Genomic DNA, 13,776 nt, shown 5'->3' with positions numbered 1-13,776 from the left:
CGGGCGACGCTCCAGCAGCACGCGCCCGGCGCCGTCGCGCAGCACCAGCAGCGTCGTCGAGCGCTGCGGCAGCGGTTTCGACGGGCGCGCTTCCGGCAGTTCGGCGGTCAGTCCGTCGCGGCGCGCGACGCAGCCGGCGGCGAGCGGGCAGGCGGCGCAGCGCGGCTGCGCGCGCGTGCACACGGTGGCGCCGAGATCCATGATCGCCTGCGTGTAGTCGGCCAGCCGCGCATGCGGCGTGTGCGCCTCGGCGTGCGCCCACAGGCGCTTCTCCACCGCCGGCGCGCCCGGCCAGCCGCGCTCGCCGTGGTAGCGCGCGAGCACGCGCCTGACGTTACCGTCGAGGATGGCGAAGCGCAGGCCGTGCGCCTGCGCCAGGATCGCGCCGGCGGTGGAGCGGCCGATGCCGGGCAGTGCGGCGAGCGCGTCGAACGCGCGCGGCAGCTCGCCCTCGTGGCGTTCCACGCACAGCCTCGCCGCCTGGTGCAGGAAGCGTGCGCGGCGGTAGTAGCCGAGGCCCGACCACAGCGCCAGCACGCGATCCTCGTCGGCGGCGGCGAGGTCGCGCAGCGTCGGCAGCGCGTCCATGAAGCGCAGGAAGTACGGGATCACCGTCGCCACCTGGGTCTGCTGCAGCATCACCTCGGCGACCCACACGCGGTAGGGGGCGCGCGGATGCTGCCACGGCAGGTCGTGGCGGCCGTGGACGTCGTGCCAGTCGAGCAGGCGCGCGGCCAGCGCGCTCATCGCTTGCGCGCTGCCGGCTTCGCCGCGCTGGCGGCGGGCGCCGGCAGCAGTTCGGGCGGCAGCGCGGCGTCGGGGCCGGCCTGGATGCGCAGGCCTTCGACGTGCGCCGGACCGAGGTCGAGGCTGGCGGCGTCGGCGCTACCGGCCAGCGGCGGCAGCGGCAGCGCGTCGCCCGGCGCGGTGGTGAGCCCGCGCCACCACGCGAGCAGCGCCGGCGGCGACAGTTGCGCGTTGGCGTGCGCGTCGGCGCCGTCCAGCTTCACGCGCACGTTGACGGGCGCCACGGCGGTGGCCGGCGTCGCGCGCAGCGACAGCGCATAGGGTGGATGCCGCGCGCGCGTCAGCTCGCCGGCGAGGGCGAGGTCCAGCGCTTCGCCGCCCGACCAGCGTGCCTGCCCGGCGAGGCTGGCATCGGCGAAATCGTCGACGCCGAGTCGCAGCGTCAGAGCGTCGAACTGCAGCGTGCCCGCTTCCTCGCGCGGCACCGCCGCCAGGTTCAGCGTGTAGATGCGATCGTGCGCGCCGCGCGCGCGGAAGCCGAGCGTGAAGCGCTCGCCCGCCGCCAGCCTGCCGGCGTGCATCGCGACGTCGGTCAGCACCGGTGCGCCGCCGCTCAGCAGCACGCCCTGCGCGATGCTTACGCCGGTGTCGATATGCGGCAGCCGCGGCGCGGCCTGGCTTTGCGGCAGCCGCGCCAACTGCGCGCGCAGTTGGTCGAGATCGACGTGCGGACCATCCAGCTCCAGGCGCGTGATCGAGGCCGCGCCGCCGAACAGCGCGCGCCAGGGCAGCACGATGCGCGCGCGCGCGGCCTGCAGCAGCGGCGCGCCGGCGTCGCGCGACGTCAGCCGCAGGCCCTGCAGCTCGAGCGCGGGGCGCGGCCACAGCGCGGGCGCGGCGGGCGCGTCGAGGCTCAGCGTCAGGCCGGCGCCGGCGGCGGTGCGCTGCAACAGCGCGGTGAAGCGCGCCGGCTGCAGCAGCGTGCGCACGGCGATCAGCGCGGCCAGGGCCACCGCCAGCAGCGCCACCAGCACGATCAGCGCGATGCGCAGGGCGCGATGCGGCATTGTGACGAGGTGAGCAATGTTTTCTTGTGGCATGTCCGACCATCGGCGGCGGCCTTGTGCGGCCGCCCGTGTTTCGCGCTTCCCAACGCCCCCGGAGGGCGCGGGACGGGCGCGGCGCCCCTGGCGCCGCGCCCTTTTTTCATGCCGGCGCGCCGAATTCCGCGGGCAGCAGGCCGTCGACGAAGGCGCGCGGCTCGAATTCGCGCAGGTCCTCGGCGCCTTCGCCAAGGCCGACGTAGCGGATCGGCAGCCCGAACTCGCGCGCCAGCGCGAACACCACGCCGCCCTTGGCGGTGCCGTCGAGCTTGGTCACCACCAGCCCGCTGACGCCGACCGCGTCGCGGAACTGGCGTACCTGGTTGATCGCGTTCTGGCCGGTGGTGCCGTCGATCACCATCAGCACCTCGTGCGGCGCCGCGGCGTCGAGCTTGCCGAGCACGCGCCTGATCTTGCCGAGTTCGTCCATCAGCCCGCCCTGCGTGTGCAGGCGCCCGGCGGTGTCGGCGATCAGCACGTCGCAGCCGCGCGCGCGCGCGGCCTGCAGCGCATCGAATATCACGCTGGCCGCATCCGCGCCCTGGCCCTGGGCGATCACCGGCACGCCGTCGCGTTCGCCCCAGGCTTCGAGTTGCCTGACCGCGGCGGCGCGGAAGGTGTCGCCGGCGGCGAGCAGCACGTCGCGGCCCTCGTCGCGGTAGCGGCGCGCCAGCTTGCCGATGGTGGTGGTCTTGCCGACGCCGTTGACGCCGACCATCAGCAGCACGAACGGCTTCGTCGTCGACACGTCCAGCGGCTGCGCGACCGGCGCCAGCATCGCCAGCATGTCCTCGCGCAGCGCGGCCAGCAGCGCGCCGGCGTCGGCGAACGCGCGCTGGTGCATGCGCGTGCGCAGGTCCTCGACCAGCGCCTGCGTCGCGGCCACGCCGACGTCGGCGGTCAGCAGCGCGGTTTCCAGTTCGTCGAGCAGCGCGTCGTCGAGCTTCGGATTGCGCGCGAACAGCGTGCCGAGGCTGCGCGCAAGCGCGCTGCCGGCGAGGCGGTCGCGCCAGCTTCGGCGCGCGGCGGGGGCGGCGGGCGGCGCCGCCCCGGCACCCGCCGCCGGCGCGGCCTCGGGCCGGGCTGCGTCGTCGTCCGGTTTCTTCTTCCAGAACTTGAGCATCGTGGGCGGGATTCGGAGACAATCCTCGTTCGTATGCTATCACCCGCCCTTGCGCCGACCGCTGAACGCACGCCGCCGCGAAAGCCCGCCGCGAAACTCGCGCGGTGGCCGGCGTGAGGCGCGTCCGCGTCGCGCCGTCGGGCGCCGGCCGCGTGCGCATCGTCGCCGGCCGCCTGCGCGGCTCGAAGCTGGCGGTGCCGGACCTGCCGGGCCTGCGGCCCACGCCGGACCGCGTGCGCGAAACGCTGTTCAACTGGCTGGCGCCGACGATCGAGGGCGCGCGCTGCCTCGATCTGTTCGCCGGCACCGGTGCGCTCGGTGTCGAGGCGCTGTCGCGCGGCGCGGCCCACGTGACCTTCGTCGAGCGCGATCCGCGCCTGGCTGCGGCGTTGCGCGACAACCTCGTGCGTCTCGACCAGCCGCACGGCGTCGTCGAGTGCGCCGACGCGCAGGCCTTCCTGCGCGACGCGCCTGCGCCGTTCGACCTGGTGTTTCTCGATCCGCCGTTCGCCGAGGCGCGCTGGGCGGACGCGGCGGCGGCGCTCGAGGCCGGCGGCTGGCTGAAGCCCGCGGCGCTGGTCTACGTGGAGGCGCCCGCGGACGCCGCACCGGCGTTGCCGGCGGGCTGGACGCTGCATCGGGAAGGCCGAGCCGGCGCGGTGCGTTATGCGCTCTATCGCCGCGGCGGGGCCATCCGTTAAGCTTGTTGCGTCCCCCAGCAGACGTTGCCCATGGCGATCACCACCGGCCCCGGCGCGAAGGCGCGCGTCGCCGTCTATCCCGGCACCTTCGATCCGATCACCCACGGCCACACCGACCTGGTGGCGCGTGCGGCGACGCTGTTCGATCGCGTGGTGGTGGCGGTGGCGGAAAGCCCGGTCAAGCAGCCCGGCTTCAGCCTCGACGATCGCATCGCGCTGGCGCGCCTCGCGCTGGCCGACGTGGCGAACGTCGAGGTACGCGGATTCTCCTCGCTGCTCGCGCACTTCGTGCAGGAGATCGGCGCCGGCGTGATCGTGCGCGGCCTGCGCGCGGTGTCCGACTTCGAGTACGAGTTCCAGCTCGCCAGCATGAACCGCCACCTGATTCCGGAAGCGGAAACCCTGTTCCTCACGCCCGCCGAGCAGTACAGCTTCATCTCGTCCTCGCTGGTGCGCGAGATCGCGCGCCTCGGCGGCGACGTGTCCAGCTTCGTGCACCCCGCGGTGCAACAGGCCTTGCGCCAGCGCTGGCGCAATTCGAACAACAACCCATGAAGGTGACGACAATGCGCAAACTGGCTTTCTTCGCGGCAATCGCGCTGACCGGCGCGTTCGGCCTGTCCGCCTGCAACCAGCAGGAAGCGGCCGACCAGACCCAGCAGCAGGTGCAGGCTGCGGTGACCAAGCCGACCGACGGCAACGACACCGCCGGCTGGAAGAAGTACCTGGTGCAGGTGGTGACCCAGCACATGCAGGGCGTCAACGCCCGCCCGTACATGTACTTCGTGCCGGGCGGCGACAACGACGAGGCCGTGGGACAGCGCCAGAACCAGCAGGACAACGTCTCCGACGTGGTCGCGCGCACCGTGTTGCCGGGCAACATGATGGCGTTCGGCGGCCCCGAGTCGGCGAAGACCGCCGACCTGATCGTCGCCGCGTTCAAGAACGCGCAGCCGGGTTCGTTCAAGGGCGTGGTGGTGCTGTTCGTCGGCGACGCAGCCGACCAGCAGCGCGTCGGCGACGCGGTCAAGCCGAGCGCTGCCGAATACCGCTTCGTGCAGATGTGATGACGGCGTCCCGCGCGGCGCCGTGCCGCGCGGGACGCGCCGCGCCCGTCGCCGCGGGCTGCCCCGTCGGCTCGCGTGGTATGGTTTTGCGATGGCCCTGAAGATCACCGACGCGTGCGTCAACTGCGACGTGTGCGAGCCCGTCTGCCCGAACAAGGCGATTTCGCTGGGCGAGGAGTACTACGTGATCGACCCCGCGCTGTGCACCGAGTGCGTGGGGCACCACGACCTGCCGCAGTGCGTGGAGGTGTGTCCGGTCGAGTGCATCATCCCCGACCCCGAGCACGCGGAGACGCGCGACCAGCTCGCCCGCAAGTACGCAGCCCTGACGCACGCAAACGAGGGGGATGCGGCATGACCGGCCTGCCGCGCGTATTGCTGTTTGCCCTGCTGCTCGTCGGCGCGGACATCGCGGCGGCGGCCGCGCCCCCCGTCGCCGCCGTCAAACCCGGCCACGCCGCGATCGCCAGCGCGCACCGGCTCGCCACCGAGGCGGGGCTGGAAGTGCTGGACAAGGGCGGCAACGCGTTCGACGCGGCGATCGCGGTGGCTGCCACGCTGGCGGTGGTCGAGCCGCAGAGCTCCGGCATCGGCGGCGGCTTCTTCATGCTGATCCACCGCGCCGCCGACGGCCGCGAGGCGATGATCGACGCGCGCGAGGTCGCGCCGGCGGCGGTCGACGCAAAGGCGTACGCCGATGCCGACGGCAGGCCGAACCGCGACGCCGCGACCAACGGCCCGACCTCGGCCGGCATCCCCGGCGAGCCGGCCGGCCTGGCGGGGGTGGCCGCGCATTACGGCAAGCTGCCGCTGAAGGCGTCGCTGGCGCCGGCGATCCGCATCGCCACGAACGGCTTCAAGCCGGATGCGCGGTTCCTCGGCCGGCTCCAGGAGCGGCGCGAGGTGATCGCGCGCTATCCCGCTTCGGCGGCACTGCTGCTGGCCGCCGACCGGCAAGTGCCGAAGCCGGGCTGGGTGTTCAGGCAGCCCGACCTCGCGCGCACGCTGGAGCGCCTCGCCGCGCAGGGCGCCGACGGCTTCTACCGGGGCGAAACCGCGCGCGCGCTGGTCGACAGCGTGCGCGCCGCCGGCGGCAACTGGACGCTGGACGACCTCGCCGGCTACCGCGTCGTCGAGCGCGAGCCGATCCGCTTCGACTACCGCGGCTGGCGCATCGTCACCGCGCCGCCGCCGTCCTCGGGCGGCGTGGCGCTGGCCGAGATCTTCAACATCCTGCGCGGCTACGACCTCGCCGCGATGGCGCCCGCGCAGCGCTACCACGCGATCATCGAGGCGATGCGGCGCGCGTTCCGCGACCACAACGAATACCTCGGCGATCCCGACTTCGTGAAGATGCCGCTGGACATGCTGTTGTCGCCGCACTACGCGGACGGCCTGCGCGCGTCGATCCTGCCGGACAAGGCCACGCCCTCGGCGATGCTGCCCGCGGCGCTGGCGCACGAGCCCGGCACCGACACCACGCATTTCTCGATCGTCGACCGCGACGGCAACATGGTCGCCTGCACCTCGACGGTGAACCTGCCGTTCGGCTCCGCTTTCGTCGCCGGCGGCACCGGCGTGATCCTCAACGACGAGATGGACGACTTCGCGCTGGTGCCGGACGCGCCCAACGCGTTCGGCCTGCGCGGCAACCAGGCCAACGCGCCGGCGCCGGGCAAGCGCATGCTGTCGTCGATGAGCCCGACCTTCGTGTTCGGCAAGGACCGCATCGGCGTGCTTGGCACGCCCGGCGGCTCGACCATCATCACCCAGGTGTTCGAGGGCATCCTCGCCTTCATGGACGGCAAGCCGGCCGCGACGATCACCGCGCAGCCGCGCTACCACCACCAGTACCTGCCGGACCTGGTCTACGTCGAGCCGCACGCGTTCGACGACGCCACCACGAAGGCGCTGCAGGACATGGGTTACACCTTCAAGCAGCGCGATGGCTGGGGCTTCATGAACGTGGTCACCTGGGATCTCGGGACCGGCAAGCTCGACGCCGCCAGCGATCCGCGCGGCGTGTCGGGCCTGGGCAAAGTGAAGTGATGCCGTGATGAAACTTTGGTCGCTCCCGGGCAACTCGCAGCGATTGGATGGCGGCGCAATGTTCGGCAATGCGCCGCGGGCGATGTGGGCGCAGTGGATCGCGCCGGACGCGGAGAATCGCATCCCGCTGGCCTGCCGCTGCCTGCTGGCCGCCGGCCTCGACGGCAGGAACGTGCTGTTCGAGACCGGCATCGGCGCGTTCTTCGAGCCGAAGCTGCGCGAGCGCTACGGCGTGGTCGAATCGCAGCACGTGCTGCTGGACTCGCTGGCGCGCGCCGGCTTCCGCCACGAGGACATCGACGTGGTGGTGCTCTCGCACCTGCACTTCGACCACGCCGGCGGCCTGCTGGCGGCGTGGCAGGAAGGGCAGCCGCCGCGGCTGCTATTCCCCAACGCCACCTTCGTGGTCGGCCGCGAGCACTGGCAGCGCGCGCAGCATCCGCATCCGCGCGACCGCGCCTCGTTCATCCCCGAGCTGCTGCCGATGCTGGAAGCGAGCGGCCGCCTGGAACTGGTCGACGGCGAGCACGCGCGCGCGCTCGGCGAGTCGGTGCGCTTCACCTTCACCAACGGCCACACGCCGGGGCTGATGCTGGCCGAGGTGATGCCCTCGCCGGGCGCCGGCGGCGGCGTGGTCTTCTGCGCCGACCTGATCCCCGGCCGCGCCTGGGTGCACCTGCCGATCACGATGGGCTACGACCGCTACCCCGAGCTGCTGATCGACGAGAAGCGCGCCTTCCTCGAGGACAAGCTCGCGCGCGGCGTGCGCCTGTTCTTCACCCACGACGCGGAGATCGCGATGGCCGCGGTGACGCGCGACGCCAAGGGCCGCTTCGGCACCACCGCCGAATGCGCCGAACTGGCCGGCCTCGCGCTGTGAAGCCGGCCTGTGCGCCGGCGAGCGCGTCGGGTTAAGGTCGGCCGGCCGCTTCAAGGCCCGTCGCGAAGACCGTGCGGGAGGGGGCGCGGCGCCGGCGAGTTGCCTTCCGCGGCCGAAGCCGCGCCCGCGAGCTGTGCCGCGCATCGGGGGAATCACGCATGATCGGATGGGGACCGGACCGTTGGGGCTCGCGCATCGCCGGATGCGCGCTGCTGGCGTTGGCGCTGCTGCTGCTGGCCGCCACCGAGCGCGCGGCGCGGCTGCGCGTCGCGGCGGAGGACGCAGTCGGCGGCTTCGTGCTGACCGGCGCCGACGCCCAGCCCGGACCGGGCGTCGAGGGCGGCCTGGTGCTGGTCGCCGGCACGCCGCAGGTGATCAGCCTGGCCACCGACCTGCAGTTCGCCGTCGCCGCTTCGGCGCCGGCGCTGGTGCGCAAGGTCGAGATGTTCCAGTGGCGCGAAATCGCGTTCGGCGGCGGCGCGCCGAGCTACGAGCTGGACTGGGTGGATCGCGCGGTCGATTCGTCGCGCTTCCGCCAGCCGCGGGGCCACGAGAATCCGGGCGCGTTCCCGTTCGAAGGCGCGCGCTTCTACGCACCCAGCGTGCGCCTGGCCGGCTACACGCTGTCGCTGCCGCTGCTGCAGGCGATTCCCGGCTATGAAGCCTACGCGCCCGACCTGTCGCGGCTGCCGCCCAACCTCGCCGCCAGCTTCCAGGCCGTCGAGGGCGCGCTGACGACCAGCGCTGACCCGGCGTCGCCGCGCCTTGGCGACCTGCGCGTGAGCTGGGCGGTGGTGCCGCTGCAGCCGATCACGGTGGTCGCGCGCGTGCGGAACGGCACGCTGGTGCCGGCCGCCGGCGCCGACGGCGTGGCCACGGCGCGCGTGCAGCTCGGCGAGCGCGCGCCGGCGGACATGCTGCCCGACATGCCCGAGGCGCCGCGCTACGCCTGGGCGCGCCGTGCGCTGGTGCTGCTGCTGGCCTGGGGCGGCGCGATGCTGCTGCTGAACGGCAGGCGCCGCGACGAGATCGCCGCGCTGCTCGCCGCCACGGCGCCGCTGGCGGCGCTCGGCGGCGCGCTGTGGCTGGATACGCGCAGCGTCGCCGCGGTTGCGCTGTTCGCGCTGGCGGCGCTGGCCGGCGGCGGCGCGCTGCTGCGCTTGAAGCGCCCGCGCGCCGCGCGGCCCACCCGTCGTTGAATCCGGAGGAACGCATGTCCATCACCGCCCTGTACGCCGCGCTGTGCGCCCTGATCGTGTTGGTCCTGGCGCTGCGCGTATCGCTGTACCGCAACGCCCAGCGCATCGGCATCGGCGACGGCGGCGACCCGCGGCTGCAGCGCCGCATCCGCGCCCATGCCAATGCGGTCGAGCACCTGCCGCTGGCGCTGCTGCTGCTGCTCCTGCTCGAACTCGGACAGGCGCAGCCGTGGCTGCTGCATCTGCTGGGGGCGGCGCTGGTGGCGGCGCGCGTGCTGCATGCGGTCGGCCTGAGCGCCAGCGGCGGGAAGTCGTGGCCGCGCTTCATCGGCGCCCTGGCGACCTATGCGATCGAACTGGCGCTGGCGCTGCTGCTGCTCTGGCAATACGGGGCGCGGCTCGCGTAGGCGGCGGCGTCCGCGCCCGCCGGCATCAGCCGGCAGGCGCGCGTGGCGCCGCCGGTCGCGCGCCCGCGCCGACGAAGAATCCGCCCAGCCATGCGAGCGTCGCCACCAGCGCGGCGGCGATCAGGGCGGTGCCGGTGGCCTGCTGCTGGCCGGTGAGATAGGCGTTGCAGAGTCGCAGCGGCGCGGCCAGGTACAGCCAGCCGGCCACGGCCAGCATCGGCAGCAGGTTGCCGAGGAACACGCCGCGGCCGATCAGGCCCGCGGGCCGCCACGACACCGCCAGGGCGAAGCCGACGCCGAGGCCGAGCGAAACGAACTTCGCGGCGTCCAGCCAAGGCTCGACGAGCGCGTCGTCCAGTGCCTTGGGCAACATCCAGAACGTGCTCGTCAGCGCCGCGCAGAGCAGGCCGGCGATGCCGTGGCGATTCCAGCGCGCGATCGCCGCGCGCCAGCCCGACGGCAGGCCGGCCGCCGCCAGCGCGCCGGCCGCCGCCAGCAGCGGGAACTGCACCAGCATGTGCAGGCGCATGTCCGCTTCGAGCAGGGCGCGCACGGGCGGCGCGGCGAGCGCCGCGAACAGGGCGATGGCCGCGATCCGCGCGCCGCGTTCACGGCTGCCGCTCATCGGCCGCCTCCCGCGCAGTCGGTGCCAGGTACGGCGCCAGCACCGGATCGCTCCACGCATCGCCGTAATCCACGATGCGGCTCAACCGGCCCGAGGCGTCCACCCACAGCAGCGCGGCATTGTGCTGGAAGTCGCCGTGGCCGTCGTCGATCACGACCACGCCGAAAAACCGCAACAGGCCCGGCAGGTCGGCGGGATCGGCCACGCGCGCGATCCGCCAGATCGCCGGATCGGCGCCCATGCGCCGGGCGTAGGCGGCGAGCGCGGGACCGTCGTCGCGCGCGGGATCGAAGCTGATCGTCAGCAGGCCGACGCGTGCGTCGAGGTGCCGCCGCCGCAGGTTGGCCTGGATGCGCTGGTATTGCGTGCCGAGCACGCTGCACAGCGTCTCGCAGCGCGTGTAGATGAAGTCCACGATCCAGGCGCGCCCGTCGGCCTGCAGCCACTCGCGCAGGGCGTGCGTGTTGCCCGCCGCATCGATCAGCCGCGTCTGCGGCAACAGCGGCTGCCGTTCCTGCACGTACAGCCGCCGCGCCTGCTCGGCGGTGAACGCGCTGAACCCGTGCGTCATGCGCGCGGCCGCCGCCACCGCCAGCACCAGCAGCAGCAGGCAGGCCAGCGCGGTGCGCACCGGCCGCCTCCGTCAGGTTCCCGCGGCGCGGGCGCCCGAGCCGCGGCCACCGGCGATGCGCAGCACGGCCGGCAGCACGATCAGGGTGGCCGCCGCGAGCACCAGCAGGGCGAATCCCGAGGCGATGCGGTCGTATCCTTGCCATTCCGGAAGGTGGACCGCGAAGCGGCGCGGCACGCTGGCATGGCCGGAGTACAGGAACATCAGCACGAATCCGAGCGCAGACAGGGCGTACAGCCAGAACAGCCCGCCCTGCAGCACGCCGAACCGCGCCGGCGCCTGCTCGTGCGACAGCCAGTTGATGAACGCCAGGATCATCGCCACGCAGCCGATCAGCAGGTAGAAGTGGAAGTGCCCGGGCACCCACAGCGTGTTGTGCATGACCTGATTGATGGCGATGGTGCCGTCGATCACGGCGGGCACGATGCCGGCGCTCCAGCCGAAGATCGAGAGCACCAGCAGTCCCGAGGTCAGATCCCAGCGGATTCCGCTGCGGTGGATGTTGGCGAGCGTGCCGACCAGGGTGACCGCGAGCACCGGCAGGCTGCTGGTGTAGGAGACCACCTGGCCCATGATCACCGCCCACAGCGGCATGGCGAAGTCCATCAACAGGTGGTGCGGATACACCACCAGCACCATCAGCAGGGTCGCGTTCCAGGCCAGCACGAAGGCCCGGTACACGCCCCACGGATGGCCGGTGTAGCGCGGCAGGATCTCGTACACGGCGATCACCGCCATGTAGATCGTGGCGTTGATCGCCACGTGGCCGAAGAAGTAGATCAGGTTCTTGGCCAGCAGCGCGGAGATCGCGAACTGCGGCAGGTACAGGTTGATCAGCATCATGGTCAGGATCGCCGCGCCGGCGAACACCGCGAGCAGGTTGGCGATGCTGACCACCGTCCCCGCCAGCACCGCCGGCGGCGGCGCGTCGCGCTTGTCGCCGCTGCGCAGCATCTTCCAGCCGAGCGCGACGGCGAAGCTGCCGTAGCGTTGCAGGATGGCGCGCGTGGTTTCCAGGAAGAACACCAGCATGCCCACCCCGACCAGCAGCACGCCGACCAGGTAGCCGGCCGCGGCGCCGCGCGTCCACATGCCCATCGGATGCGCCGGCAGCGGATACAGGAACGTCCACGCCCCGGCGAAACCGCCGGCGAAGATGCTCCACAGCACGACCGCCACGCCGGCCAGGAAGAACGCCAGGTTGGCGATGGCGGCGCCGCGCCGGAGCGCCACGTGCTGGCCGAGGAAATGCCACAGCACCGCGCTGCCGCCGAGTGTGGCGATGGCGACCATGCCGATGCCGTGTGCGGTCATGAGCTGGTAGAAGCGGTCCGGCCCGATCGTCATCCATTCGCTCTGGGCCAGGCGCATCAGCACGCCGAACAGCATCAGCAGCAGCAGCACGATGCCGGTCAGCGCCGCGTAGAGGCGCACCTCGGGCGTGGCCCGGGCAACGGTGGTGGTGTCAGTCATGGCGCACCTCCGGGGATTGCGCGACGGAAGCGGCCTCGACGGTGAACTGGGTCATCATCGCGTAGTGGGCAAGACCGCAGTATTCGAGGCAGAGCACCCGATAGGTTCCGGGCGTGGCGAAGGTGTGGCGCAGGATGTTGGTGTAACCCGGCATCGCCTGGGTCTGGGTCACCAGGCGCAGGTGGTCGTCGTAGATGCCGAAGCCGTGGTTGACGTCGTCCGCGGTGACGTGGAACTCGATCGTCCGCCCGGCCGGGAAGTGGTCCTGCGACAGCGTCCAGCTCCACTGCCGCCCGACCGCCTGCACCACGATCGGATTGGCGGATGCGTTGCCGGGCAGCGGATACGGCATGTCGACCAGGCTGTAGCCGATCAGCGGCACGAACGCGATGGACAGCCCCCAGAAGATACCGCTGCGCCAGCGCGCCGATGCCGTATGCGCGCCGTCGTCGGCGCGGGTACGCGACGACGCCACGAAGTAGAGGAATACGATGGCGACCACGGCCATCACGACAAGGCTGGTCGCCCAAGCCAGTGACTGGTACATGTTGCGCCTCCCGATTGGACGTCCCCCCGGACGCGATCGGCGCACTGGCCGCAGAATCCGGCACATAGGTGCGCCGCAACTCCTGACGCCCTGATCCTAGTCGCCATCCCTAGCGGATACAACCGGGAGGCGTGGGGAGACGGGAAGGCCCGGAGCGGCGAGGGCCAGGCCGTTCGTGCGCGGATGGGACGCGCCCGCGAAACGCCATCGCCACGTCCCTGCGCCGCCGCGCGAAGCGGGCATGCTGCGCGCACCCCCACGCCGGAGCGCGCCATGCCCAGACTCGTATCGCTGATCGTCGCCGCGTCGCTCGCCTGGGGCCCGGCCCTCGCGGCTGCGCCGTACGCCGACGTGCGCGCCGAATGGAATGCGCCGCAGGCGCCGTTCCGCATCTACGGCAGCACCTATTACGTCGGCACCCACGGCCTGAGCGCCGTGCTGCTGGCCGATCCGGCCGGGCTGATCCTGATCGACGGCGACCTGCCGGAATCGGCGCCGCAGATCGCCGCGCACATCCGCGCGCTCGGCTTCCGTGTCGAGGACATCCGCTACATCCTCAACTCGCACGCGCACTTCGACCACGCCGGCGGCATCGCGCAACTGCAGCGGCTGCGCGGCGCGCAGGTGGTCGCCAGCGCGTCCGGTGCGTTCGCGATGGAGCACGGCGGCGTCGATCCCGCAGATCCGCAGGCGGGCGTGGCGTCGAGCTATCCCGCGGTTCGCGATGTGCGCACGATCGCCGACGGCGCGACGCTGGCGCTCGGCGCGCTGCGCGTCACCGCGCACTACACGCCCGGCCACACGCCGGGCAGCACGTCGTGGACCTGGGATGCGTGCGAGCACGGACGCTGCGAGCACGTCGTCTACGCGGACAGCCTGACCGCGGTCAGCGCCGACGGCTACCGCTTCGGCGACCCGCAGCATCCGCAGCGCGCCGAGGATTTCCGCCGCGCGATCGCCACCGTGGCGGCGCTGCCGTGCGACATCCTGCTGACGCCGCATCCCTCGGCCTCCAACCTGCGGGAGCGGCTGGACGCGCGCACGCGCGGACAGCGGCCGGACCCGCTGATCGACGCCAATGCTTGCCGCGCCTACGCGGCGACGGCGCTGAAAAACTTCGACGCGCGGCTGCAACGCGAACGCGCGCCGGCGCAGTAGGGTGGGCCTTGGCCCACCGTCGCAACGTCATCGAAAGAAACGATGGTGGGCCAAGGCCCACCCTAC

Annotated in this window: 16 protein-coding genes; 9 read left to right on the top strand and 7 right to left on the bottom strand. The window is 72.6% G+C overall.

Annotated features, from left to right (window positions below; translation table 11 throughout):
• From mutY to ftsY, 3 genes are all read right to left on the bottom strand, one after another.
• On the bottom strand, positions 1–747 hold a 747-nt coding region (gene mutY / locus ABFC67_RS00575), incomplete at its 3' end, for an A/G-specific adenine glycosylase (protein WP_346736092.1).
• Positions 744–1,814 (bottom strand): AsmA family protein, encoded by a 1,071-nt coding sequence (locus tag ABFC67_RS00570; RefSeq protein WP_346736091.1) that lies wholly within the window; start codon positions 1,812–1,814, stop codon positions 744–746. The genes ABFC67_RS00570 and mutY, both read right to left, overlap by 4 nt.
• A gap of 139 nt (positions 1,815–1,953) precedes the next feature.
• Positions 1,954–2,973, bottom strand: a complete 1,020-nt coding sequence (ftsY, locus tag ABFC67_RS00565; protein WP_346736090.1) for a signal recognition particle-docking protein FtsY — start codon at positions 2,971–2,973, stop codon at positions 1,954–1,956.
• Between the two features lie 113 nt (positions 2,974–3,086).
• Here ftsY and rsmD point away from each other — a divergent pair, with 113 nt between their 5' ends.
• From rsmD to ABFC67_RS00525, 8 genes are all read left to right on the top strand, one after another.
• On the top strand, positions 3,087–3,674 hold the full coding sequence (rsmD, locus tag ABFC67_RS00560) for a 16S rRNA (guanine(966)-N(2))-methyltransferase RsmD (protein WP_346736089.1): 588 nt from the start codon (positions 3,087–3,089) through the stop codon (positions 3,672–3,674).
• 30 nt (positions 3,675–3,704) lie between these two features.
• Entirely contained in the window at positions 3,705–4,229 is a 525-nt protein-coding gene (coaD, locus tag ABFC67_RS00555; protein WP_346736088.1) for a pantetheine-phosphate adenylyltransferase, read from the top strand.
• 11 nt (positions 4,230–4,240) lie between these two features.
• On the top strand, positions 4,241–4,741 hold the full coding sequence (locus tag ABFC67_RS00550; protein WP_346736087.1) for a hypothetical protein: 501 nt from the start codon (positions 4,241–4,243) through the stop codon (positions 4,739–4,741).
• 91 nt (positions 4,742–4,832) lie between these two features.
• Positions 4,833–5,099 (top strand): YfhL family 4Fe-4S dicluster ferredoxin, encoded by a 267-nt coding sequence (locus tag ABFC67_RS00545; RefSeq protein ID WP_346736086.1) that lies wholly within the window; start codon positions 4,833–4,835, stop codon positions 5,097–5,099.
• On the top strand, positions 5,096–6,790 hold the full coding sequence (ggt, locus tag ABFC67_RS00540) for a gamma-glutamyltransferase (protein WP_346736085.1): 1,695 nt from the start codon (positions 5,096–5,098) through the stop codon (positions 6,788–6,790). Before ABFC67_RS00545 ends, ggt begins: the two co-directional genes overlap by 4 nt.
• Positions 6,791–6,797: 7 nt before the next feature.
• The gene (locus ABFC67_RS00535) at positions 6,798–7,670 is read left to right on the top strand and encodes an MBL fold metallo-hydrolase (protein WP_346736084.1); all 873 of its coding nucleotides are present in this window, start codon (positions 6,798–6,800) and stop codon (positions 7,668–7,670) included.
• A gap of 158 nt (positions 7,671–7,828) precedes the next feature.
• Positions 7,829–8,869, top strand: coding sequence for a TMEM43 family protein (locus ABFC67_RS00530; RefSeq protein ID WP_346736083.1), 1,041 nt, complete (start codon positions 7,829–7,831; stop codon positions 8,867–8,869).
• A gap of 14 nt (positions 8,870–8,883) precedes the next feature.
• Complete coding sequence (locus ABFC67_RS00525) at positions 8,884–9,276, top strand: MAPEG family protein (protein ID WP_346736082.1); 393 nt, start codon at positions 8,884–8,886, stop codon at positions 9,274–9,276.
• 25 nt (positions 9,277–9,301) lie between these two features.
• On the opposite strand, the gene ABFC67_RS00520 is transcribed toward ABFC67_RS00525, so the two are convergent.
• From ABFC67_RS00520 to ABFC67_RS00505, 4 genes are read right to left on the bottom strand one after another with little or no spacing between them, the layout of a single operon-like run.
• Positions 9,302–9,901: a hypothetical protein gene (locus ABFC67_RS00520; RefSeq protein WP_346736081.1), complete on the bottom strand. Its 600-nt coding sequence runs from the start codon at positions 9,899–9,901 to the stop codon at positions 9,302–9,304.
• A complete protein-coding gene (locus ABFC67_RS00515) occupies positions 9,885–10,532 on the bottom strand; it encodes an SCO family protein (protein WP_346736080.1) in 648 nt (215 codons plus the stop codon). The genes ABFC67_RS00520 and ABFC67_RS00515 overlap by 17 nt, the downstream gene beginning before the upstream one ends.
• A 12-nt stretch (positions 10,533–10,544) precedes the next feature.
• Positions 10,545–12,005, bottom strand: coding sequence for a cbb3-type cytochrome c oxidase subunit I (locus ABFC67_RS00510; protein WP_346736079.1), 1,461 nt, complete (start codon positions 12,003–12,005; stop codon positions 10,545–10,547).
• Positions 11,998–12,552, bottom strand: a complete 555-nt coding sequence (locus ABFC67_RS00505) for a cytochrome oxidase (protein ID WP_346736078.1) — start codon at positions 12,550–12,552, stop codon at positions 11,998–12,000. The genes ABFC67_RS00510 and ABFC67_RS00505 overlap by 8 nt, the downstream gene beginning before the upstream one ends.
• 273 nt (positions 12,553–12,825) lie before the next feature.
• Here ABFC67_RS00505 and bla point away from each other — a divergent pair, with 273 nt between their 5' ends.
• Positions 12,826–13,710 (top strand): subclass B3 metallo-beta-lactamase, encoded by an 885-nt coding sequence (gene bla / locus ABFC67_RS00500; protein WP_346736077.1) that lies wholly within the window; start codon positions 12,826–12,828, stop codon positions 13,708–13,710.
• The last annotated feature ends 66 nt before the right edge of the window (positions 13,711–13,776 follow it).

Source organism: Mizugakiibacter sp. (assembly GCF_039680435.1).
Classification (GTDB): Bacteria; Pseudomonadota; Gammaproteobacteria; order Xanthomonadales; family Rhodanobacteraceae; genus Mizugakiibacter.
Note: the sequence above shows the minus strand (reverse complement) of the source record. Positions and strands in the feature narration are given on the sequence as shown.